General features: G+C 60.1%; 24 protein-coding genes. 8 read left to right on the top strand and 16 right to left on the bottom strand.

Annotated features, from left to right (window positions below; translation table 11 throughout):
* Nucleotides 1-145: 145 nt before the first annotated feature.
* Entirely contained in the window at nucleotides 146-898 is a 753-nt protein-coding gene (locus ACFVTJ_RS06650) for a TlyA family RNA methyltransferase (protein ID WP_386905742.1), read from the top strand.
* The gene (locus ACFVTJ_RS06645) at nucleotides 895-2145 is read left to right on the top strand and encodes a class I SAM-dependent RNA methyltransferase (RefSeq protein WP_386905740.1); all 1251 of its coding nucleotides are present in this window, start codon (nucleotides 895-897) and stop codon (nucleotides 2143-2145) included. Before ACFVTJ_RS06650 ends, ACFVTJ_RS06645 begins: the two co-directional genes overlap by 4 nt.
* Here ACFVTJ_RS06645 and ACFVTJ_RS06640 read toward each other — a convergent pair whose 3' ends face one another.
* From ACFVTJ_RS06640 to ACFVTJ_RS06630, 3 genes are all read right to left on the bottom strand, one after another.
* Nucleotides 2146-2463 (bottom strand): hypothetical protein, encoded by a 318-nt coding sequence (locus ACFVTJ_RS06640; protein ID WP_386905738.1) that lies wholly within the window; start codon nucleotides 2461-2463, stop codon nucleotides 2146-2148.
* Between the two features lie 282 nt (nucleotides 2464-2745).
* The gene (locus ACFVTJ_RS06635) at nucleotides 2746-3504 is read right to left on the bottom strand and encodes a crotonase/enoyl-CoA hydratase family protein (RefSeq protein ID WP_386905736.1); all 759 of its coding nucleotides are present in this window, start codon (nucleotides 3502-3504) and stop codon (nucleotides 2746-2748) included.
* Between the two features lie 10 nt (nucleotides 3505-3514).
* Nucleotides 3515-5299: an acyl-CoA dehydrogenase gene (locus tag ACFVTJ_RS06630; protein ID WP_386905734.1), complete on the bottom strand. Its 1785-nt coding sequence runs from the start codon at nucleotides 5297-5299 to the stop codon at nucleotides 3515-3517.
* Nucleotides 5300-5520: 221 nt separating this feature from the next.
* Here ACFVTJ_RS06630 and ACFVTJ_RS06625 point away from each other — a divergent pair, with 221 nt between their 5' ends.
* Nucleotides 5521-6516: a transporter gene (locus ACFVTJ_RS06625; protein WP_386905732.1), complete on the top strand. Its 996-nt coding sequence runs from the start codon at nucleotides 5521-5523 to the stop codon at nucleotides 6514-6516.
* Between the two features lie 60 nt (nucleotides 6517-6576).
* On the opposite strand, the gene ACFVTJ_RS06620 is transcribed toward ACFVTJ_RS06625, so the two are convergent.
* The 4 genes from ACFVTJ_RS06620 to ACFVTJ_RS06605 form a co-directional block, all read right to left on the bottom strand.
* Entirely contained in the window at nucleotides 6577-7092 is a 516-nt protein-coding gene (locus tag ACFVTJ_RS06620; RefSeq protein ID WP_386905731.1) for a BA14K family protein, read from the bottom strand.
* A 217-nt stretch (nucleotides 7093-7309) separates the two neighbouring features.
* Complete coding sequence (locus ACFVTJ_RS06615; protein WP_386905729.1) at nucleotides 7310-7771, bottom strand: BA14K family protein; 462 nt, start codon at nucleotides 7769-7771, stop codon at nucleotides 7310-7312.
* A 175-nt stretch (nucleotides 7772-7946) separates the two neighbouring features.
* Nucleotides 7947-9029, bottom strand: a complete 1083-nt coding sequence (locus ACFVTJ_RS06610) for a 2Fe-2S iron-sulfur cluster-binding protein (RefSeq protein WP_386905728.1) — start codon at nucleotides 9027-9029, stop codon at nucleotides 7947-7949.
* 7 nt (nucleotides 9030-9036) lie between these two features.
* Nucleotides 9037-10281: an aromatic ring-hydroxylating dioxygenase subunit alpha gene (locus ACFVTJ_RS06605; RefSeq protein ID WP_386905726.1), complete on the bottom strand. Its 1245-nt coding sequence runs from the start codon at nucleotides 10279-10281 to the stop codon at nucleotides 9037-9039.
* A gap of 332 nt (nucleotides 10282-10613) precedes the next feature.
* On the opposite strand from ACFVTJ_RS06605, the gene ACFVTJ_RS06600 reads away from it, so the two are divergent.
* From ACFVTJ_RS06600 to ACFVTJ_RS06590, 3 genes are all read left to right on the top strand, one after another.
* Nucleotides 10614-11222, top strand: a complete 609-nt coding sequence (locus tag ACFVTJ_RS06600) for a DUF6656 family protein (protein WP_386905724.1) — start codon at nucleotides 10614-10616, stop codon at nucleotides 11220-11222.
* Nucleotides 11223-11370: 148 nt separating this feature from the next.
* Complete coding sequence (locus tag ACFVTJ_RS06595; RefSeq protein WP_386906876.1) at nucleotides 11371-12348, top strand: L-threonylcarbamoyladenylate synthase; 978 nt, start codon at nucleotides 11371-11373, stop codon at nucleotides 12346-12348.
* Between the two features lie 50 nt (nucleotides 12349-12398).
* Nucleotides 12399-13832, top strand: a complete 1434-nt coding sequence (locus tag ACFVTJ_RS06590; protein WP_386905722.1) for an FAD-binding oxidoreductase — start codon at nucleotides 12399-12401, stop codon at nucleotides 13830-13832.
* A 99-nt stretch (nucleotides 13833-13931) separates the two neighbouring features.
* Here ACFVTJ_RS06590 and ACFVTJ_RS06585 read toward each other — a convergent pair whose 3' ends face one another.
* Together ACFVTJ_RS06585 and ACFVTJ_RS06580 are read right to left on the bottom strand one after the other, a co-directional pair.
* Nucleotides 13932-14756, bottom strand: coding sequence for a glycoside hydrolase family 75 protein (locus ACFVTJ_RS06585; RefSeq protein WP_386905720.1), 825 nt, complete (start codon nucleotides 14754-14756; stop codon nucleotides 13932-13934).
* Between the two features lie 158 nt (nucleotides 14757-14914).
* Complete coding sequence (locus ACFVTJ_RS06580; RefSeq protein ID WP_386905718.1) at nucleotides 14915-15433, bottom strand: glycosyl transferase; 519 nt, start codon at nucleotides 15431-15433, stop codon at nucleotides 14915-14917.
* 288 nt (nucleotides 15434-15721) lie between these two features.
* Here ACFVTJ_RS06580 and ACFVTJ_RS06575 point away from each other — a divergent pair, with 288 nt between their 5' ends.
* Both ACFVTJ_RS06575 and ACFVTJ_RS06570 read left to right on the top strand, forming a co-directional pair.
* Nucleotides 15722-16879 carry a PA0069 family radical SAM protein gene (locus tag ACFVTJ_RS06575; protein ID WP_386905717.1) on the top strand — a complete coding sequence of 386 codons (1158 nt, stop codon included), beginning with the start codon at nucleotides 15722-15724 and terminating at the stop codon, nucleotides 16877-16879.
* A 333-nt stretch (nucleotides 16880-17212) separates the two neighbouring features.
* Nucleotides 17213-17866, top strand: coding sequence for a ribonuclease HII (locus ACFVTJ_RS06570; RefSeq protein WP_386905715.1), 654 nt, complete (start codon nucleotides 17213-17215; stop codon nucleotides 17864-17866).
* Nucleotides 17867-17903: 37 nt separating this feature from the next.
* Here ACFVTJ_RS06570 and ACFVTJ_RS06565 read toward each other — a convergent pair whose 3' ends face one another.
* The 7 genes from ACFVTJ_RS06565 to ACFVTJ_RS06535 form a co-directional block, all read right to left on the bottom strand.
* Complete coding sequence (locus ACFVTJ_RS06565) at nucleotides 17904-18365, bottom strand: pyridoxamine 5'-phosphate oxidase family protein (protein ID WP_386905713.1); 462 nt, start codon at nucleotides 18363-18365, stop codon at nucleotides 17904-17906.
* A 230-nt stretch (nucleotides 18366-18595) separates the two neighbouring features.
* Nucleotides 18596-19081 (bottom strand): F0F1 ATP synthase subunit B, encoded by a 486-nt coding sequence (locus ACFVTJ_RS06560; RefSeq protein ID WP_386905711.1) that lies wholly within the window; start codon nucleotides 19079-19081, stop codon nucleotides 18596-18598.
* A gap of 1 nt (nucleotide 19082) precedes the next feature.
* A complete protein-coding gene (locus ACFVTJ_RS06555; RefSeq protein WP_386905709.1) occupies nucleotides 19083-19724 on the bottom strand; it encodes a F0F1 ATP synthase subunit B in 642 nt (213 codons plus the stop codon).
* 79 nt (nucleotides 19725-19803) lie between these two features.
* Nucleotides 19804-20031, bottom strand: a complete 228-nt coding sequence (locus ACFVTJ_RS06550) for a F0F1 ATP synthase subunit C (protein ID WP_003494147.1) — start codon at nucleotides 20029-20031, stop codon at nucleotides 19804-19806.
* Nucleotides 20032-20104: 73 nt separating this feature from the next.
* Nucleotides 20105-20854, bottom strand: coding sequence for a F0F1 ATP synthase subunit A (locus ACFVTJ_RS06545; protein ID WP_386905705.1), 750 nt, complete (start codon nucleotides 20852-20854; stop codon nucleotides 20105-20107).
* A 61-nt stretch (nucleotides 20855-20915) separates the two neighbouring features.
* Nucleotides 20916-21281 (bottom strand): AtpZ/AtpI family protein, encoded by a 366-nt coding sequence (locus ACFVTJ_RS06540; protein WP_386905703.1) that lies wholly within the window; start codon nucleotides 21279-21281, stop codon nucleotides 20916-20918.
* 270 nt (nucleotides 21282-21551) lie between these two features.
* Nucleotides 21552-22715 carry a cell wall hydrolase gene (locus ACFVTJ_RS06535; protein WP_386905701.1) on the bottom strand — a complete coding sequence of 388 codons (1164 nt, stop codon included), beginning with the start codon at nucleotides 22713-22715 and terminating at the stop codon, nucleotides 21552-21554.
* Between the last annotated feature and the right edge of the window lie 174 nt (nucleotides 22716-22889).

Below are 22889 nucleotides of genomic sequence, written 5' to 3'. Positions count from 1 at the left end.
CAAAGTGCCTCACAAGGCTTTATATTGGATTAATCTCATATGTCGTTTTCCTGCTACCCAAGGCGTATTTCTTCACCCGCCCGTATGGCCTGTCCGCGATAAATTGCTTGCATCTGCGGGGTTTGGCGGTCATTGACACGGGATCATGTCCAAAACATCTGAAAATGAACGGCTAGACCAGCTACTTGTGTCGCGTGGCCACTTTGCCAGCCGCTCGCGTGCGCGCGATGCGGTGTCGCGCGGCACCGTGAGCGTGAACGGCAAAATCGTCACCAAACCAAGCCAGACCGTGGCTGCAAACGTCAAGATCGCCATTACCGATCCGGCGCAGGCTTACGTCTCGCGTGCCGCCCTCAAGCTCACGGCAGCGCTCGATCATTTCGGGCTCGATCCGAGAGGCCTTGACTGCCTTGATGTCGGTGCGTCGACGGGTGGCTTCACCGAGGTTCTGCTGCATCGCGGCGCGAAACATGTCGTCGCCATCGATGTCGGCCACGGGCAGATCCATCCAAGGATTGAGAACGATCCGCGCGTGACCAGTCTGGAAGGGCTGAATGCGCGGTTCCTCACCCCCGATGATATCGATGAACGACCCATTGGCTTCATCGTTTCCGATGTGTCCTTCATTTCGCTGAAGCTGGCGCTTGCCCCCGCGCTTGAGCTTGCCGAGCCGGGTGCGCGCGCCGTCCTGCTGGTCAAGCCGCAATTCGAGGCGGGGCGGGACGCCATCAGCAAGGCCGGGCTTCTCAAGGAGCCGGAAACCGCGCCCGCCGTGGCGGCAGAGCTGGAACGCTGGCTCGTCGAGGACATGGGCTGGAAAAGCCTCGGTCTCATTCCCTCGCCAATCTCCGGCGGTGACGGCAATGTCGAATTTCTTCTCGGAGGCGAAAAGCCATGAGCACCCAGACCGTTACCATCAAGAGCCTCGGTGCGCAGGGCGATGGCATGGCGCACTGTCCCGACGGCCCGGTCTATGTGCCCTTCACATTGCCCGGCGAAACGGTGGCGATTGCCAAGGTGCGGGATCAGGGCACCGTCATGTCGATAACACAGGCCTCGGCAGACCGACGCGAACCCGCCTGCCGCCACTTCGGCCCCGAGGGAAAGAACGGCACCTGCGGCGGCTGTTCGCTGCAGCATTTCGCCGATGCGCCTTACCGCGCCTACAAGCGTGAATTGGTTGTTTCGGCGCTGAAGTCGAAGGGTCTGACAGCTGATGTCGACGATCTCGTCATCTGTCGCCCCGGCGAACGCCGTCGTGCGGTGTTTGCCGCCCGCAAGACGGAAAAGGGCCTGCTGCTCGGTTTCAGCCAGGCAAACAGCCATCACATCGTGGCCATCGAGGAATGTCCCGTCACCTCGCCCGGCATCGTCTCGCGGCTCGATGCTATCAGAGCCATCGGGCTTTCGATGGTGGCGAATGCAGAGCCGTTCCGCATCACCGTTCTTGAAACGCTCTCCGGTCTCGATATTTCCGTCGAGGGCATCAAGTCAGTCAACGACAAGCAACGGCGGACGCTCACGGAAACGGTGTTGGCCATGCGCGGCATTGCCCGCGTTTCGCTGTCGGGTGAAATCCTGATCGAACCGCAGAAGCCGATCATCGAATTCGGCGGCGTTCCGGTTTCGCCACCGGCCGGCGGTTTCACGCAGGCGACGAAGCAGGCCGAAGACGCCATGGCGGAGCTGGTGCTTGCCCATGTCGGCAAATCCAAACGTATTGCCGATCTGTTCTGCGGTTCCGGCACCTTTGCACTGCGGCTTGCGCGCGTCGGCAAGGTGCATGCGGTAGAAGCGGAAGACAAACCGTTGAAGGCACTCGATTTCGCCGCCCGTAACACGCAGGGCCTGAAGCCGGTCAGCGTCGAGAAGCGCGATCTTTTCCGCAGGCCGCTGATGACAAGCGAACTCAAGAATTACGACGCGGTCGTGTTCGATCCGCCACGCGCCGGTGCGGAATTCCAGTGCAAGGAGCTTGCCCGCAGCACGGTGAAGAAGATCGTTGCCGTCAGCTGCAATCCGCTGACGCTGGCGCGCGATCTCGCCATCCTCACGGAAGGCGGCTATCGCGTTACCCGCGTCACGCCGGTCGACCAGTTCCTGTGGTCGCCGCATGTGGAAGCGGTGGCAGTGCTGGAGAAATAATCACCAGGCCGTATCGACCGTACCGTTGCCGACCACGCCCGAGCAGCGGCAGGAGCCGCCAACGCGGCCCCGTTCCAGCGGGCAGATATAGGGCCGGCGGCGATTGGCGCTCTCCGGCGGGGTGATGACGCAGACGAAACGCGCGCGACGCTGGCGATCGTAATTTTTGCCGGAGTAATAGTCCTGGCTGCCATCATCGTATGACTGCGCCAGAATGATATCCTTTCCGGAAGCCACGGGTGGGGGCGCAATTGTTGCCGCTTCGCCAAACGTTGTGGCGGCCAGGAAGACGGTCAGGGAGAAAACGACGTGACGCATGCGGAGGCCTTCGGACGGAGGGTTGCGATCCGTCTTTACCGGACCGGCTTGATCGACCATACATAATCCGCCGTCGCACGCACAGAGGCTTCGCTCCGACGATGCCGACTGTTTCTTCTCCCCGAGGGGAGAAGGTGGCCCGAAGGGTCGGATGAATGGCGACGCCAGCGATGAAGCGAGAGCTTGCCCCCTCATCCCGCTGCCGCGGACTTCTCCCCGGCGGGGAGAAGAAACAAGCGGCGGGCTCCCAGCCAGAGAGCGACTTATCGTGTTCTTGTGGGCTTAACGCCGCATGAAGGCCTCAAACGCCGCACGCGCTTCGGCACTTTGCAGCTGCGCGATGAAATGGCGGCCTTCCTCTTCGATGCGGGCAAGTATGTCCTGCGGGTTGCCGCGGACCAGATCGCGGGCGATCTTCAGTGCCTGCTGCGGTTTGGCGGCAAGGCGGGTGGCGAGTGCCAGCGTTTCGGTTTCGACATGTTCAGGCGCGACGACTTTCCAGATCAGCCCGGCCTGCACTGCCTGTTCGGCGGAGAACCCCTCGCCCATCGCAAGCAGCGCAAAGGCGCGCTGGTGACCGATGAGTTTTGGCACGAGCAGGCTGGAGGCCGCTTCCGGCACCAGCGCCAGATCAACGAAGGGTGTCTTGAACAGGCTGCGGCTGGAGGCAACCGTGAGGTCGCAATGCAGGTTCAGCGTCGTGCCGATGCCGATGGCGAGCCCATCCACGCCTGAGACCAGCGGCTTTTCGAAGGCGACCAGCGCTTTCAAAAGGTCCAGTGCCGCGAGTTTGCCCTTGCCACCCGACATAGCGAAGGCAAGGAAATCGGCCATGTCGTTGCCGGCGGAAAAGCAGCCTTCCGTGCCGAGAAACGCAACCACCCGGATTTCGGGGTTCGCATTGGCGGAATGGAGAGCATCCGCCATGCGCAGATACATGGCATCGGTGATGGCGTTTTTCTTGTCCGGCCGGTTGAAGCGGATGGTCAGAACCTCAGGCGCATGGCCAACCGGCTCGACGAGAATATGATTGTCCGACATCTGAAACTCCTCAAGCTAAAAGGGCGCGGGCAGCGGCAAGGCTGGCCGCACCAGCGATGACTCGATCCTTCAGCGCCGCCGTTTCCGCCAGCAGGTTTTCCGCAGCGAAACGGCAGAGCGCCGCACGATGTGCGCCCCTGCCATCATCGACGGCGGCCAAAGCGCCCTTGGCGAGATAAGCACCGGTCAGCGCCAGACCAAAGAGGCGTTGATAGGCAGTCGCGCCGGCGAGCGCCGTTTCGGTTTCGCCTGCCTTGATACGGGAGAGCAGCCATTCGGTCGTCGCTTCCAGATCAGTAAGGCTTGCTTCCAGATAACGGGCCGTTTCACCGAGATCGTCGCGGTTTGAAGCAGCGGTCCGGGCAGCGATCTCACGCAGTTCGGCGATGAAGCCACGCACCTGCGTACCCTCGGAAAGCGGCAGCTTGCGCAGCACCAAATCGATGGCCTGAATGCCGTTGGTGCCTTCGTAGATCGGGGCGATGCGGGCATCGCGCAGATAACGCGCAGCACCTGTCTCCTCGATGAAGCCCATTCCGCCATGCACCTGAATGCCCATGGATGCGACATCGACGCCGGCATCGGTGGAGAAGGATTTGGCGATCGGGGTGAGAAGGGCAGCGCGCTCCTGCCAGTGAGCGCGCTGGGAGGCGTCTTCGCTCGCATGCGCCATGTCTATGGCATGAGCGCAGCTGAAGGAAATCGCCCGTGATCCCTGTGTCAGCGCCTTCATCGTCAGCAGCGTTCTGGCGATGTCAGGGTGTTCGATGATCGGGCTCATGCCGGAGCCCTGCCAGCCGGGCGCCTTGCCCTGCGTGCGTTCTTTGGCGTATGTAATCGCCTTCTGGGTTGCCGCTTCGCAGATCGCCACACCCTGCATGCCGACGGCAAGGCGGGCGTTGTTCATCATGGTGAACATGCAGGCAAGGCCCTTGTTCTCCTCGCCGATCAGCCAGCCGAGCGCGCCCTTTTCGTCTCCGAACCTGCCGTCACCGAAGATCATCGTGCAGGTGGGTGAGCCATGGATGCCGAGCTTGTGCTCCAGCGAATGGCAGAACAGGTCGTTGCGGCTGCCCGGCGCGCCGTTCTCATCGGGTAAGAATTTCGGCACGAGGAACAGCGAGATGCCGCGGGTGCCGGCCGGCGCATCCGGCAGACGGGCAAGAACGAGGTGGATGATATTGTCGGCCGCGTCGTGTTCGCCCCAGGTGATGAAAATCTTCTGCCCAAAGATGCGATAGGTGCCGTCGCCATTGCGCTCCGCCCGGGTCTTCAACACGCCGAGGTCCGATCCCGCATGCGGTTCGGTGAGGTTCATCGTTCCGGTCCATTCGCCGGAAACGAGCTTGGGAAGATAGAGGCGTTTCAGATCATTGCTGCCGTGGGCGACGAGCGCTTCCACCGCGCCCATGGTCAGCGTCGGTGCGAGCGCAAAAGCCATGGAGCCGGAATTCCACATTTCAAGCGCTGCGACATTGAGCATATGCGGCAGGTTCTGGCCGCCAAATTCTTCCGGCGCCGTCAGGCTGTTCCAGCCCGCTTCCGCCCAGCGGCGATAAAGATCGGCCCATCCGTCCGGCGTCGTTACCTTCCCGTCGGCGAGCTTTGCACCCTGGCGGTCGCCAACATCGGCAAGCGGCGCAACCTGTTCGGTCGCGAAACGGCCGGCCTCCTCAAGAATGGCATCGACGAGATCTTCACTGAGGTGTCCCAGAACACCCTGTGAGAGCGCGCCATCAAGACCCGCCACATGCTTGAGTGTAAAGGCGATATCATCCACCGGCGCGCTATACATGCTGCCTCCTCCCGAAGCTTTTGTATCCTGCTACTGATTTCGGGCTAAATGATTTTTACGTAAACGTCAATTTGAAAATTCCCATCATTTCGGCGGGATTGTTATAAAACTGTCATGTGAATTTGCTCAGCATGCGCAGACAGGCGCCTCGCCGCTGCCGCTCCAACACCGGAACGACGGACGCCTCCCCTCCTCCCATCCAGCCGGTCAGGACTGCCACGATGGATCTCATAACGCCCACCATTCCCGGCCTTGTCTGGGCCTATCACTTCCATCCGGGTCAAGCCCCGTGCCGGCGGCTGGCGCCCGATGCCGGTTTCGAGGAAATGGCCGGATATGAGGGGTTCTACTGGCTGCATCTCAATCTCGCCGACCAGCGGGTTGCAGGCTTCCTTGAAACGATCGTCGGGCTTGATCCGGCGGCAAGGGCAAGCCTCACCACCCATGAGACACATCCGTCCATCGTGGTCGATGAAAAATCGCTCTACGGCACGCTGGTCGATTTCCAGCGGGAGTTCGACCAGGAAACACGCAATTTCGGCTGGCTGCATTTCGCCGTGAGTGACCGCTTTATTATCACCACCCGCCTGCAACCGCTTCACTCGGTAGATCGGTTGAAGGCGGCGGTCGACAAGAATTCCAACCGTTATCTCACGCCATCCCATGTCTTTGAAGGTCTCGTTGCCGAATTCCAGCGCTCTCTCATCAATCTGGTGATGGAGACGACGGAGGAGCTGAACGCCATCGAGGATATGGTCTATGACAGCGAGAACCGCGATGAGCGGCGTCGGCTTGCGCCGCTGCGCCGAACGGTCGTGCGCCTGCACCGGCATTTGCGCACGGTGCTCACCCTGATGCGGCGCGCCTCGGCCGCCGATGACGACGAGATGCCTGATGGTTTCGAGGATGTCGCCTCTCGTCTGATGGGACGGCTCGAGGCCGTCGATCACGACGTCTACGCGCTGCAGGAGCGCGCAAGGCTGCTGCATGAAGAAATCGATTCCAAACTTTCGTCCGAAACCAACCGGCACCTCTACATCCTGTCGCTGATGACGGCATTCCTGCTGCCGCCATCGTTGGTGACCGGTTTCTTTGGCATGAATACGGACGAGCTTCCATTCACGGTCGGCACCGGTGGCACCATGGCGGCGAGCATTTTCATCGTGATCTCTGTGGCGCTAGCCTGGTTCGTCCTGAAGAGGGCGCGCATATTGTGACAGCAAAAAGCCGCCCGGTCGTGACCGGACGGCTCTGTCGATCTTAGCCTGGTATTTCTATCAGCCGTATGGCGAATAGCAGGTCTGACGCGGGCCGTTATAAGGCTGGAACGTGTTGCTATAGGCATCGTAGGAACGATAACGGCCAAAGCACCAGTTGACGTGGGCCTGGTTCATGTTGCCGCGGCGAACCGGTCTATATTCCCGGTAGACCGGGCGCGGTCTATATTCCGGAACCGGGCGGTAGACTTCACGCGGCTGCGACAGCGCGCCGCCAATGATGGCACCCGTTGCAAAGGCTGCGAGCGGGAACCAGTAGCCGTCATGATGACGATAGCCCGGACGGTAATCGCGATAACCACGGTGGCCGCGATACCAGCCGCGGCGATCGCCCCAGCCATCGCGGTCACGCCAGTATTGGACGTTGACGATATTCTTGCTGGCGTCTTTGCCGGTGGATTCAACGCTCTTCGGCGCGACGGGCAGCGGCATTGCGGCTTCGGCCGGAACGATCGCGCCTGCAACCACGATTGCAGAAAGACCGACAGCCAGGATATTCTTCACATAGCTTTTCATCTGACTTCCTCCATTCACGACGGTCGACAGGCCGTATAACGTGAATTTCTGTTGTTCTGATTTCCGCCTTTGTGTGGGCGGTGTCGTATACTTCTACAGCCTAGGGACGTGTGGCTGAACCCACGATTAACGGAGCGATCACGCTTCGTTTATCAAAACCCCGACAATTCCGGGCTCAGACAAAAGCCCGGTAAAGACCGGGCTTTTGCTTTTGCAATTAACGGCTGTATGGCGAGACGCAGATGCGACGCGGGCCGCTGTTGGGCTGATAGGTGTTGTCGTACGCGCGATACGAACGCCAGCGGTTCTGACACCAGGAGACATGGCTGCCGCCATAGGCCGGACGCGGCTGCTGCATTGCGCCGCCAATGATAGCGCCGGTGGCGAAAGCAGCGAGCGGGAACCAGTAACCGTTGTGATAACGGTAGCCCGGGCGACGGTCACGGTAGCCGCGATGACCATTGTAAAACCCGTCACGATGCGGGGGCGGACGACGCATATGACGACCGTCCCAATGGCGGCGGCGATCCCACTCACGGTACTGTACGGGCACGACGTTTTCGGTCGCTACCGCCGGCTTGGAGATTGGCACCGGCACCTGAAACGCCTGCGATGGCGTGAAGCTGGTTAAGAACACGACAATCGCTGTAGCGACGCTCGTTGTCCGGACATTCAGCATGATCTTCCTCCATTTGCTCTGACGCCTTTATCAGCGCCTTTCACCGCTCTCTTGCCGGAAATCAGGGTCAGCCCCTTGCCCGAAAAGAATTCGATGACGTGCAAACGAGTTTCGGAAAATTTGGTTCCAGACAACTATCCGGCGAATAAGGATTGCAACAGGACACCGTTGGACGTCACGCTTCAACCTTGACGTCGGTCAATGGCCGCGAGCAGCAGGCGAGAATATAGCCCTCCTCGATTTCCTCATCGAGAATGCCGCCATTGTGGTTCATCTCCACCTCGCCGGAAAGCTTCAGCACCCGGCAGGTACCGCAGATGCCGGATTCGCAGGCGGCGCCGATACGCACACCGGCGGCTCGCGCCGTCATCAACACCGTCTGACCCGGCTGGCAGGCCAGCTCCTTTCCAGAAAGCGTGAAACCCACCATCGACAGCGCTTCACCATCCGCACTGGTGAGAACTGTTTCACCGACCGAGACCGGGGCCGCCGGCGCGAAGCTTTCCTGATGATAGCGGCTCATATCGAAGCCTGAGGCATCGAGCATCGAGCGGACGGCGGCCATGAACGGCTCCGGCCCGCAACAGAAGACGGTGCGCTCCATGAAGTCATGCGCGAGCAGCGCGATCTTGGCCTTGTCGACCATACCCTTCAGGCCGGACCACAGATCGGTGCGGCCGCATTTCTCGACGATGAAGCCGAGCGACAGGTTCGGCATGAAGCGGGCGAGATATTCCAGCTCGTGACGGAAGACGATATCGCCGGGTGTGCGCGAGCAATTGATGAAGGCAATGTCGCTTTGCGGAGCGCGGTCGCTCATGTCGCGCACCATCGACATCATCGGCGTGACGCCGGAGCCTGCTGAGATGAACAGATATTTGTCGCCGGGATGCTTGACGTAAGAAAAGTCGCCGAGCGGTCCGAGCGCCCGGATTTTCATGCCGGGCTTCAGATTATCGAACATCCAGCGCGTGCCAATGCTGTTGGCCTGCGCCTTGACTGTGACCGACAGCGCATAGGGCCGCGACGGGCTGGAAGACAGGGTGTAGGTGCGGTAAAGCGGCTCCGCACCCACGGGCAATTCCAGCGTGACGAACTGGCCCGGCAGATAACGGAACCAGTTCTGATCCTCCGAGCGGAACAGAAACGTCATCACGTCCGGGGTCTCGGGCGTCACGGAAATGCATTCCAGCAGCTGGAGCTTGTCGCTCCACGGCTTCATCTCGTCTATGTGCTTGTAGTTCACAACCATATTCATCTTCGCATCACGCTACGGCCGAAAGCCGGGCCTTGTCGCCGGACAGCCGGTCGATCATGAAATCGGAATACCAGTTGACGAACTGCATCACGCCGCCCTCGTCTTCCATGGAATAAGGGCCGGGCTGGTAGGCGGGCGAGCGGATACCGAAAGCGTTTTCCTCGACGATGCGGCGGTCCTGATCGTTGGTCTCGTTCCAGACGTGGGTGAGGTCTTCCAGATCGTAGTCAACGCCTTCCACCGCGTCCTTGTGCACCAGCCATTTGGTGGTGACCATGGTCTCGTTGGCATTGAGCGGCAGCACCCGGAAAGAAATGGTGTGATCGCCGAGGAAGTGGTTCCAGGTCGTCGGATAGTGGAACAGCAGCAGCGCGCCGATATGGCTGATGCTGACATCGTCAGACAGCGGCCGGCGCACGGCGCGTTTTCCCGACATGGTGTAGCTTTCCGCCTCGCCGATCAGCGGCATGCGGGCGACACGGAACTGGCCCTGCGGATCGATCTTGAAACGGCTCGGCAGGCCGGCTGCCTCGCAGCGCGCCCAGTGGCCGCCGATTTCGGGATCGCTCGCGCCGCCATCCGTTCCCGTCACGCTCGGGTTTTCAGGGTAAGTGCGGCAGAGTTCGGGGTGGTTGGCGGCGCAATGGTAGCACTCGCGGTTGTTTTCCCAGACCAGCTTCCAGTTGCCCTTCTCGACGATGGTGCTTTCATGCGCGACCTTGGCTTCCCAGATGCGGTGCGGCGCCATGTAGCTCTCGACCTCGGCGCGCATGGGCGCGAAATCGGCAGGCTGGTCGGCGAGGCAGATGAAGACGTAACCGGCGACCGTTTCGCAGGCGACCGGCTTCAGGCCGAATTCAGCCTTGTCGAAATCATCGCCCATATGGCGGGCAAACAGCAGCTTTCCGTCCAGATCGTAGGTCCACTGGTGGTAGGGACAGACGAGGCGGGCGGACTGGCCCTTGTGGGAAGAGCAGACGCGGGAACCACGATGGCGGCAGGAATTGTGAAGGGCGCGAATTTGCCCGTCGCGACCGCGAATGATGACAACGGAATAGGCGCCGACCTGAACGGTGATGTAGTTACCGGCCTTCGGCACTTCGCAATCATGGCCGACAAACAGCCAATCGCGATACCAGATTGTCTCCATGTCCAGCTGGAAATAATCCGGGTCCGTGTAGAAGGGCTGTTCCAGGCTGAAGCCTTCGCGGCGGTTTTTCAGCTGGCGCAATACGGTATCACGCAATTCCATGGCCAAATCCTCGATCAAACCGCCCTGCCCGGCACCATTTGCGGGGTTGCGGAAGCATGTCCTCATCTAAACACCGGCGGTCATTTGCGGCAGCACAAACAGCGACATTACCTTCCGCATTGGCGACAAATTGCGACATGCGCAATTCGCCCTCGCTGCCTATTCCGCTGGGAAATCCAACAGCTATTCAGTGCCGGAAATGACGTCGCATTATGACGCATGATAGCGCCTGCCCTCCTCTCCACCCATTAGAAAACGGGAGGTGCGGCGCAACGGAGTATTAACGCGCCCTAAACTATCTTGCAGGCACGACAGCAACGGGGGCGCTTCCGGTGGAGAAGGCGACACGCATACGCTATTTCGATGCGGCAAGGCATTCGGTCACGCCGATACGATCGAAGACCGCGCATTCCGACTTCCTGCGCACGGGTCGCATCAGCCGTTATGAAGAGCGCTGGCTGCCCCGGGAAAGGGTCTATTACAGCCATGACGAGGTGGCTGCGCTGACCGGGCGGAAGCTGGAAGCTGCCGCCGATGCCACCCACAGCCGTCTCAACTCCTTTCACCAGTCCATCCGTTTTCCAAAGATGGTTTTTCACCATCTGCTCAATGACCGGCCACATCTCGGCTATTGCCATGTCACGGCGGCGAAAACGAGCTTCGATGCCGAACGCCATGTGCTCTGGTCCTTCTATTTCGCGAATTTCTTTGCCGAACTGAGCGGGGCCGAAAACTTCTTCGAAAATATAGATGCGCGCTATTCGCGCATGTATTTCGCCGTCGCCATCAACGCGCTTCCCGATCGGGAGATCGCCATCGACACCTCCTTCCATCGCAGCGGCCTGCTATTCCAGACGCATGATCCGCGCGTGGCGCTGAAAAACGTGCTCATGCTCGGGGCACGCTCGGAGGAGATGCGCAGGATCATCAGGGCGATATAAAAGCACGATGAAGCGCCTGGAGCGCTTTATCTTTATTTGTTTCATGCATGTCGTTGTCCCGAAACCGAAGACCACTTTCAGGCGACATGCATTAGCGCTTCCCACTCTGCCCTGAAATACGCTATTGACCGCCCTGAAAGGCAGCATCATGGCGCGTCATATCAACATCGAAAACGAGCGGGAAACCGCCCTGCAGGCATCCGTTGCCGAGCTTGCGGACGGCAGGCCCATCGCACTGCCGACGGAAACCGTTTATGGCCTTGCCGCCGACGCCACCAATCCGGCGGCGATTACCCGTATTTACGAGACCAAAGGCCGGCCGCAGTTCAACCCGCTAATCTGCCACATGGCCGACATCGCCATGGCAGAGCGTTATGCGATTTTCGACCCGATATCACGGAAACTCGCAGAGGCTTTCTGGCCCGGGCCGCTGACACTCGTTCTGCCGCTGAACCCGGAAAGCGACATTCATTCGCTGGCGACGGCCGGATTGGATACGGTCGGCATTCGCGTGCCGCAGGGTTTTGCCGGTGATCTCATCCGCCGGTTCGGCAAGCCGCTCGCCGCCCCCAGCGCCAATAGTTCCGGCAAGATCAGCCCGACAAGTGCCGCCCATGTGGAAGCCGATCTCGGGAAGAAGATCAATCTCATTCTCGATGGTGGTGCAGCCGCCGTCGGTGTCGAATCCACCATCGTCAAGGTGGAGGAGGACGGGCGGGTACGGCTGCTTCGCCCGGGCGGCATCGTCACCGAGGAGATCGAGCGCATTGCCGGCGTCAGGCTCGAGCGACCGAAAAAGGCGTCCGCCGCCATCGAAGCACCCGGAATGCTGGCCTCACATTATGCGCCGGGCGCCAATGTCCGCCTCGGCACCACGTCGGTTCTGCCGGGTGAAGCGCTGATCCGTTTCGGCGGCATTGCGGTGTCCGGTGAAGAGACCGCGCGCACCATTCTTGACCTCAGCCCTTCCGGCGATCTTGCCGAGGCCGCCGCCAACCTCTTTGATTATCTGAAAGCCGCCGATGCGAGCGGTGCGGACACCATCGCCATTACCGCCATTCCCACCCATGGTCTCGGAGAGGCGATCAACGACCGCCTTTCCCGCGCCGCCGCGCCGCGAGGCTGACCGCACCCACCCCTTTCGCCCATGTTTCCAAAGACAGCGAGACGCCGCCCATGACGACCACCGCCATCCCCTCCTCCGACATCCTCGACCGTTTCACCGCCATTGTCGGCGAAAAAAATGCGGTGCGCGACCCGGCGGAAATGGCGCCGCGTCTGGTGGAAAATCGCGGACTTTATCGCGGCGCCTCGCCACTGCTGCTCAAGCCCGGTTCGGTCGAAGAGGTTGCTGCCATCCTGAAACTCGCCAGCGAAACCGGCACGCCGATCGTGCCGCAAACCGGCAATACCGGCCTTGTGGGCGGACAGACCCCGCGCGCGGATGGCACCGATATCATCCTGTCGCTGGAGCGCATGAACCGCATCCGCGACATCGACGCCGTCGCCAACATCATCGTCGCAGATGCCGGCTGCATTCTCGACGACATTCACAAGGCCGCCGACACGGTGGAGCGCATGTTCCCGCTGTCGCTCGGTTCGCAAGGTTCCTGCCGCATCGGCGGCAATCTCGCCACCAATGCCGGCGGCACGGCGGTGCTTGCCTATGGCAATATGCGCCAGCTGTGCCTCGGGCTCGAAGTTGTGCTGCCGACAGGTGAAATCTGGAACGGGCTGCGCCGGCTGAAAAAGGACAATACGGGCTACGATCTGCGCGATCTCTTCATCGGTTCGGAAGGCACGCTGGGCGTCATCACCGGCGCGGTGCTGAAGCTTTTCCCCAGACCGCTTGGCCATCAGGTCGCTTTTGCCGGACTAGCCTCCACTGAGGACGCCCTGAAACTGTTCGAAATGGCCTCCAATCTCTGCGGCACGGCGCTGACCGGATTCGAACTCATGCCGCGAATCGGCGTCGAGTTCACCGCCAGGCATATTCCCGGCGTGCGTGACCCTCTGGGCCAGCCGCATGACTGGTACGCGCTCATCGATATCTCCACTTCTGATTCTGCGGAGACGGCGGATACGATGATACAATCGCTGCTGGAGCGCGGTTTTGAGGCCGGACTGGTCGAGGATGCGGTGATCGCCGCATCGGAAGCCCAGCGTCAGGCGCTGTGGCACATGCGTGAAAGCATGTCGGATGCGCAGAAGCCGGAGGGCGGCTCAATCAAGCATGATGTTTCCGTTCCGGTGTCGAAAATACCGGAATTCATGGCGACGGCGGAAAAGTCTGTGCTTGCCGCCATTCCCGGCGCCCGCGTCTGCGCCTTCGGCCATCTTGGTGACGGCAACATCCACTACAACATCTCCCAGCCGGTGGGTGCCGACAAGGCCGAATTCATTGGCCGCTGGCGGGACATGAACGAGATCGTGCATGGCATCGTGCTGTCGTTCGGCGGGTCCATTTCGGCCGAACATGGCATTGGCCAGCTGAAACGCGATGAACTGGCCGCCATCCGGCCCGGCATCGAAATGGAGCTGATGCACCGCATCAAACACGCCTTCGACCCCGCGGGCATCATGAACCCCGGTAAGGTTCTGGTGGCGTAACAATTCGGCAGAACGGCCCGTAAACGCCAACTTTTCTGGCGGGATGGGGTGTTTGGGCGGCATTATGCCGCCCATTTCATATCACCGGGGCTACCTGCTTTAACGGGCGCATTCCACCAGTTTTCGAACGCCGCCCCATTGTTCAAACTGGGTCTTCCCCTCGGCGGCAATTTCCTCACGCCATTTTTTTGCGTCAACCGTTGGATGTGTGGTTTTGCCCGGGAAAACAACGGTCACGATGGCGACCGGCCCGTTTCTGGTTTTATCGGCGATGCCCGACTTGGCGCGCATCACGCCCCCATTGTTCACCAGCGGATTATTTCCGATATCCTGATGCAGCCGCACCGAGGCTTCGCCAAGATCACCGCCATCGCCATAAACCGCATAGGCGAATTTTCCCGTCGCCGGACGATAGATGACAGCGATATCGCCGTCCTTCACGCCATAGCTCCTCACGAAACGATCGGAAAGAACCACATAGGGAATTTCATTGGCATCCACCCAATGCCTCTGTGTTCCAACAGGACCGTCTGGAACCGGGACGGAGGTTTCCGTGATGAAGGCCTTTCCAGGCAGGGGATCGCCGTCTTTCTGGACGATCGGTTTATTGTTCTTGTCCTTGGAAAAACCAAAAATTCTGACTTTCGAGTAATCGCCCGTTGCCACGGCTTTCTTCCAGGCTGCACGGCATTTGTACTGCCAGCCATCCGGATCGGTCTTCGGCGTGGAGCCGACCGCCGTCACGCCATCACAGGTGTAGGACAAGCCATTGCCGTTGACGAGATAGGAATTCGGTGCACCGTCGGCATCGACTTTGAGTTCCTTGCTCTTGAACACGATCCCGCCGGCCCCACATGCCGCCTGGGACATCGCAGCCGTCGGCGCGACAAGGGTAACGAGACCGCACAAAACAGTTACAAGCATCGAAGATTGAGAGACTTCACAGAGCATGCGACCCTCCTTTGGAAAACGGGTCGAGACTGCTCTTTATTCCCTCATAAGTCGAGTAGAATATTATAGTATCGCTGAAGTTTAGCGCGCTCTTATTCCATCATGGCTCTTGGCAACGTGCGCAATTCGCCTCAGGCCAAGGCCCGCAGCGCCCAGGCGGGCACTATTTCGGCATTCAGCCGGCGTGGCTTCTGCCCGCCAACCAGTTGCGTCAGGCTCATGCCCGATTTGGCAATCGACAGCGCATGTGTCTTGGGCAGGAGATATCCGTGTTCCAGCGGCTGCGCGCGGCGCAGCACACGGCTGAAAATATTCCGCCGGTGATAACGCGACGGCGAAAAGCGCGCAGGCAGGGGGCAGATCGCCACATATTCCAGAATTTCGTCGATCCAGCCCGCCTGGGGTCGAGCACCGGGCTCAATCAACAGCAGCCAACCGCCACGCGCGGAGTGCAGGATCTCCTGAATGTCCCATTGTCCATAAAAACGGCAGCCGGCAGCATCGGCGACGCGCGACGACCCATCGCGCGAACCGTGATCGAGGATCACCACATCGCTCACAAGCCCTTCCACGGCACCGGTGACAAGCGCGGACAGCGTGTGCGCCAGTTCCGGTTCCTGATCCCGGCATTCCATTATGACTGTCAACATAGGCATAGCTCTAACGCATCGCACAATAAATTGCCACTGTGCTCCTCGCGATGGAGAACCCCACGATCCGCACCGCCCGTTGTCTCGCCTTCGGGAGCCATCCCACTCTCGTCATTTTCCCCGCAGGCTGTGGAGCGTTTCATGTTTTGACAAATTTGTTCTTGTATTGTTCTCATTCCTGATGTAGGAATTTAATCATTCGGACGGCGCGGAAATGCCGCCACGGATGGAAACGGTTTAGGGCGTTGAGCGTGCCTTGATGGCGTGTGACGCTCTGGGAGCATCCAGATGAGAAACCATACGCTTGGCGGGCAGGCTGCATTCCAGCCGAGCCATATGCCTGATATTGCCAATGCGCTGGCTGATGCATCCGGCCTGCGCATCGAGATCGACCGTCGTCGTGGTCGAGGCGCGGGATTGAACCCGGACGGGCGCTTCGAGGCCTTGCAGCGCGAGGTATTCGACGATGGCTGGCAGACGCTCGAGGACATGCCGGAGTTCCGCACCGAAGTGCAGGTGGAGAAGCCGCGCAGTATCATCACCCGCAACGAATCCCCCGACATCCCCTTCGACCGCTCCATCAACCCCTATCGCGGTTGCGAACATGGCTGCATCTATTGTTTTGCAAGGCCCAGCCACAGCTATATGGGGCTCTCAGCCGGGCTCGACTTCGAATCGAAGCTTTTTGCCAAGCCGGATGCGGCAAAGCTTCTGGAACGGGAGCTGGCGAAACCGGGCTACAAGCCGCGGGTGATCGCCATCGGCACCAATACGGACCCTTATCAGCCGATCGAGCGCGAGTGGCGCATCATACGGCAGATACTGGAAGTGCTGGCCAAGGCCGACCACCCCGTCGCAATCGTGACCAAATCGGCGCTGATCAAGCGCGATATCGACATTCTGGCGCCGATGGCCAAAAAGGGCCTCGCCAAGGTCGGCATTTCCGTAACGACGCTGGACCGCAAGCTCTCGCGCAATATGGAGCCGCGCGCTGCCACACCGGAGAAACGGCTGGAGGCGGTGAAGGCACTGACGGAGGCTGGCATTCCGGTTGCCGTGATGATGGCGCCCGTCATACCGGCCCTGAATGATCACGAGATCGAGCGCATTCTCGAGGCCGGCAAGGCAGCCGGCGCTACCGAAGCTTCCTACGTGCTGCTGCGCCTGCCGCTGGAGGTGAGCCCGCTCTTTCGCGACTGGCTGTTGCGCAACTATCCGGACCGCTACCGCCATGTCATGTCGCTGGTGCGTTCCATGCGCGACGGCAAGGATTACGACGCGGAATTCGGCAAGCGCATGAAGGGCGCCGGTCCCTATGCCTGGCAGATCGGCCGGCGGTTCGAAATGGCGACCAAAAGGCTTGGCCTCATCCGCCGTGCCATTCACCTGCGCGACGATCTCTTTGTGCCTCCTGGTGGTGCGGGGGTGCAATTGTCGTTTCTCTGAAAACCGGCGCTGAAAGCATTCCGTGTTAATCCGGGCCGCCGCTCCGGGCGTGCCGATCTCAGAAGGAATATTATGAGGAGCCCGGTCCTTCGTTTTGACCGGCCATGCTCCTGACGAAATGCCCGGCGGGTTTCCCTGGCCTGCCGGACATCGCCCCCGGAACCGCCGCCTCGCGTGCGATCATTTTTCCTCCGCCGCCCCGTTGGAGGATCAAAGGTCATGATGACCTCAGGGGCACGGTGAGCCACGCCCCTTGACCCCGGCTCACCGCGCCTGTCATCGCCCGCCTCCGGGGGCTTGCAGGAGATCGGGTGTGTATGCGAGTTTCGCCGCATGAAACGCACCGCCACACCCGATTCTCCTGCTCTTTTCGACCTTGCCGATACCGGCCCGGACTTCTCGTTCGAACTGGAAGCGAAAAAGAAGGGCCTCTGGCCCGTCGCCGGCACGGATGAGGCAGGCCGGGGGCCACTTGCCGGTCCGGTGGTTGCGGCAGCCGTCATTCTCGATCCGGATAATATCCCTGTGGGTATGGACGATTCCAAGAAGCTGACCAGGCAGAAGCGGGAAAGCCTGTTCGTCCAGATCATGGAAACCTCGATCGTATCCGTCGCCTCCTCCGGCCCCGGCCTGATCGACACCATGAATATCCTGCGCGCCAGCCTTGACGCCATGCGCCGCGCCGTCCTCGGCCTCGAAATTTCCCCCGCCCTCGTGCTTGCCGACGGTCGCGACAGGCCGCCGGGCATGACCTGCGAAGCCAAGGCCGTCATCAAGGGCGATTCCCGCTCCCTCTCCATCGCCGCCGCCTCGATCATCGCCAAGGTGACCCGCGACCGGATGATGGAACGCGCGGGCGTGGTGCACACTTCCTACGGCTTTGAAGGCCACGCAGGCTACGGCACCCCCGCGCACCTCCGCGCCATCGAAAGCCATGGGCCCTGCGCGCTACACAGGATGAGTTTCAGGCCGCTGAAGCGGGACTAAGCGGTATATTCTGATCGGCGGGCTTGCGCTTTCTTGTCTAGATCGGCCGCACGCCGTAAGTCTCATAAGCGCTTTGCATTCTTTCACTCTCACTGCGCTCGGGAAAAAGCTTGTAGCTGGGCGCCCATATGCGGGAAACGCTGTCGATCTTTACCGCGATGACATTCCGGATCGGAAAATCATCACCGGCCATACGGCGCAGATCGACGCTAAAGGCGTCAAAATCGGCGTCGCTGGGAGCCAAAATCGTGGCATGGCCGGTGAGTTTGAAGCCTTTCTGACGAAACACGTCAACGAAGCTGACGCACACTTTTGGTTGGCCAAGCGCGTTTTGAACACTGTGCGACGACGCGATATCGGCGATGACGACGTGGTCGTCACCGTGGCTGGTGAATATCTCCTTTGGAGTTACACTGGGAGTACCGTCATCGTCGATCGTTGCCAGCCAGCACAGCACGGAATTTTCCATATCCGCTTTGATCGCGTCGTTGATCTTCATCAGCTTGTTTCCACCCGCCCTTAACTCGACTATTGCCCGGCAACAGTACCGCTGGATCCCAGCATGCCGCAACCATCATTCACCGTTACGGGTACTCGCTCAGGCGGGCAAGACTTTGGGATGCGTCCGCTCCACCACACCTTCGGTGAAGATCCAAAAATAAAAACCCCTCACAGCGGACTGGAGGGGTTTCCCAATTTCAAGACCATCCAAGGCCTTATGGTCGCGCGTCAGTTCAGCTTCAACTTCACTTCGCCGATCGTTGCGCTGAAAAGCTTAGCCTTCGCGGCAGCTGTCGTCTTTTCCGCCAGCAGCTTCTCTGAAGCGGCAATGGCGATATCCACGGCGGCGGCGCGGACGGCGCCGATGGCGTCTTCTTCGGCCTGCTTGATCTTCTGTTCCGAAAGAGCCGTGCGACGGGCGACGAATTCTTCCGTCTTCTGCTTGGCTTCTTCGGTCAGCGCTGCCGCTTCGCGTTCAGCGGCGGCAACGATGCCGGCAGCTTCGGCTTCGGCTTCCTTGCGCTTGCGCTGATATTCGGCCAGCAGGTGCTGAGCCTCTTCACGCAGGCGCTTGGCTTCGGCCAGCTCGTCCTGAATGTTCTGCGCGCGCTCGTCCAGAGACTTGGAGAGCATGCCCGGAACCTTGAGGTAAGCGATCAGGACGAAGAAAAGGACGAGACCGACGAGAGCGAAAAATGATGCATCAAATGCCATATCAGGCTCCCTTCACGTTCGAAGCGGCGGCAATCGCTGCCTTGACGTCCGTGTCCTTGACCTTGGCGCCCACCAGCTGGTCGACGATTGCGGTCGCGGTTTCCTCGGCAATGGCGCCGACATCGGCGAATGCCTGATCCCGGATACCCGCAATGCGCTTTTCGGCGGCGGCAAGCTTTTCAGCAAGTCCTGCCTCGATTGCGGCGCGGTCGGCATCAGCCTTGGCCTTGGCGGCGTCACGGGCCGCGGCGCCGATCGAGCTTGCCTTGGCGCGGGCTGCCGCGAGTTCTTTTTCATAGGTTTCGACGGCTGCGTCGGCTTCAGCTTTCAGCCGTGCCGCTTCGTCGAGATCCTGTGCGATGCGTCCGTGACGGTTTTCGAGAATGCCGCCGACGCGTGGAACGATGACCTTCTGCATCAGCAGATAGAAAAGGCCGAACGTGATCGCGAGCCACAGGACCTGCGATGCATAAGTAGACTGGTCGAACGGCGGGAAAACGCCGGAAGCGCCGTGTTCGGCGCCATGCGCTACACCGGTTTCCGTGTGCGTGGCTTCCGGTTGCGGCTGGCCAACGGCCGGAGTTTCCGTATGCGTTTCACCTACGGTCGGTGCTGACTGGGCAAAAGCCTCGGTCACGAACATGCTCACCTCCAGGGGGACTGCAAATGCGAAGGATCACGGCACGCCATTTGCGAGCCGTGATCCAGACCTGATGCCGTTATTAGACAGCGAACAGGAGAAGGAGAGCTACGAGCAGCGAGAAGATGCCCAGAGCTTCCGTAACGGCGAAGCCGAATACCAGACGGCCGAACTGGCTGTCGGCAGCAGAGGGGTTGCGCAGTGCGCCGGAGAGGTAATCACCGAAGATACGGCCGAGTGCGAGGGACGTACCAGCCATGCCGAGGCATGCGAGACCTGCGCCGATGTACTTTGCTGCTTCCGCTTCCATGTGAGACTCCTTGAGATATTGGTTGTTGCGGCTGTTTTTTGGCGCCCGTTGCCGGGGCCAGCGACTTTACTTCTCAGTGACCACCATGCACGGCGTCGTTCAGGTACATGCAAGTCAGTACCGCGAACACATAAGCCTGCAGGAAGGCCACGAGAAATTCGAGAGCGGTCATGGCGACCGTCATGATGAGAGGCAGGACAGCGCCGCCGACGCCGAGTGCGCCGAGCGCACCCATGGAGGCGACGAAGCCCGCGAAAACCTTGAGCGTGATGTGGCCGGCCAGCATGTTTGCGAAAAGACGAACGGAAAGGCTGATCGGGCGCGACAGGAACGAGATCATTTCAATTGACGCGACAAGCGGCAACAGCGCCTTCGGCACGCCCGAGGGGGCGAAGATGCCGAAGAAATGCAGGCCGTGCTTGTAAAAGCCGTAGACAATGACCGTGCCGATGACGAAGCAGGCAAGCGCGAAGGTGACGATGATCTGGCTGGTAACCGTGAAGAAATACGGGAACATGCCGAGAAGGTTTGCCGTCAGAACGAACATGAACAGCGAGAAAACGAAGGGGAAGAACACCATGCCCTTTTTGCCGGCGCCTTCGCGCAGCATGGAGGCGATGAATTCATAGGACATTTCGGCAACGGACTGCATGCGGGTCGGGATCAGACCGCGGTTCGACGTTGCGAAATAAAGGAAACCGGAAGCGGCAGCCACGGTCGCGACCATGAAAAGCGACGCATTGGTGAAGGAAAAATCGACGCCGCCAATTTCGATCGGAATGATCGGCTGCACCAAGAACTGATGGGTCGGATCGTTTGCCACCGGCTGCCCTCTTTACCTGTCGCCGCACATTGCGGCATCTCAACTGTAAGGAAAAACAGCCTCAAAGGCCGTGTTTTCCACCCTCGTCTTGTCTGTCCGCCTTCTCCAGCAGCGGCGGCTTCGCCACCGCGCCCGTCGAGCGCAACACATTCAATACGCCTGCGCAGAAACCGAGAAGAAGAAGAACGATCATCCCCCACGGTGTCGTGCCGACAAAATAGTCCAGAAGATAACCCAGCATAGCGCCGACCACGATGGCCGAAATGAACTCCGATGAGAGCTTAACCGCCATCGCAAAACCTTTCCGGTTTTCCGCAGCGTTGGTCTCCGCCCTCACGTCCGCCTCATCCTCCGCCTTCACCTTTGCCAACTCGTCAGCAAGGCGCCTGCGGCGCTCGTCCAGACTATCGTCACGGTTGCCAGTCATCTTAAAATCCCACCCATTTTCTCCGTTCCAGCCATGCCAGAACCCTTTGGAGTTGTAAACGGTGACGGATTAAGCCTGTTCCAGCCCGCTCTGAAGTCGCGCGCAACATAGTTTTAGGGGCTTCTCTAGTCAAGGCACTGAGAGCGGTTGTTTTGGCACAAATTAATCATGCAAAAACAACAACTTGACTCCAAATCCCGGTTTGTGGGCGATGTTTCGCTGGGGAATCGGCATTTTTGACACGCAAAATGCGACAAATTGGCGGTGGTATCAGCTCCAGCCGCCACCATAGGTACGGTAAAACACGTGCAGACCGATGCGGCCGACCTTTTTCATGGACTTGCCCCAGGCAGGGCGCACGTAGACGGCATGGTAATGCGTGGCGGAGCCCACTTCCTTCAACCAGATCTTGCCGGCGGTTGTGGCCATGGCCACTTCACGCGCCATTTTCCAATGGCGTTCGGAATTCACGCGGTCCTTGATATTGTCGCAGGCGAAGGAGAACTGGCAGCGGTTGCGCCAATCCTTGTTCTGATAGACCACGCCGCATATGGTTTTGGGATAAGCCGGGTTGCGCACGCGGTTGAGAATGACCTGCGCCACTGCCGCCTGTCCTTTGACCGATTCTCCGCGCGCTTCGAAATAGATGCCGGATGCCAGGCACTGCTGTTCGGCTGCGGAAAACACCTCAGCCGGCAGCGGTGTCGCCGCCCAGGCGTGGTCTTCCGCGCTTATCTCAGGCACGAAACGGCCGGCCTCAGGCTTTTTGAGAATGGCGTCGAAAGGCGATTCGCGGGCGAAATCGGGGGCCGCCGGCGCATAGGCCGTGGCGAGAATATCAGGCGTACGGTTGGTAACGAGTTCCGCCAGCATCGGCGAGACGCTCTTGTCCGCCTTCTTTTCGTCGCGGCGGAAATAGAAAGAGGCGAGTTCGACGTCCTTGCCGCGCTTCGGCTTAACGAAAGCGGTCCGGTCCTTGCGCTTCAGCGGCTCGATATCCAGCATCGAGGTACGCTGCAACACGGAACCGGCGGTGAAGGCTTTTGGCGGCTGCATGATTTCGGTGGCGACGATGCGGCCTTTCTTGGCGGCGCGGTTCACCCGCTCGCTGTCTGGTGTCGTTGCCTCGCCCTTCTTGTTGGTAACGAAAGCGACCTTGCTGCCATCGGGCAGGGTCATGCCGCCGCCATGCAGCGCCTCGTCCCCTTCCGCATCGTTGAATGTCAGGGAGGCGTTATGGGTCGAGCCAGCCGGAGAGGCCGTCAGCACCATGCGCCATTGTTCGCCGCCCTTGTCGAGGCCCGCCAGAAGCGAGGCAAGATCGGCACGCGCAGCGAGGGAGGGAAAGACAAGCCAGGCGGCCAGGCCGAAGACAACGGGTGACGTCCATTTGGACGCCAATCCCTGAAAGGACACGGGGGACCGACGACGCATTACACTTTTCGAACGCAAAACCAGCACTCCGAACACCGACAACCGAATTTTCTACAGGTGTTCAAGAATCTCTTATTAACCTTGATGGTTGGTTAACGCCGCGCAGGAAGGTGTCTTCACGTTAATGTGTGAGGGAATGCTAATGGGCGGGACCTGTGTGGGACTTTAGCTCGA

It is taken from the genome of Agrobacterium sp. NPDC058088, from assembly GCF_042885035.1.
Taxonomy (GTDB): domain Bacteria; phylum Pseudomonadota; class Alphaproteobacteria; order Rhizobiales; family Rhizobiaceae; genus Agrobacterium.
The sequence above is the reverse complement of the archived record's forward strand: the minus strand, read 5'-3'. Positions and strand labels throughout refer to the sequence as shown.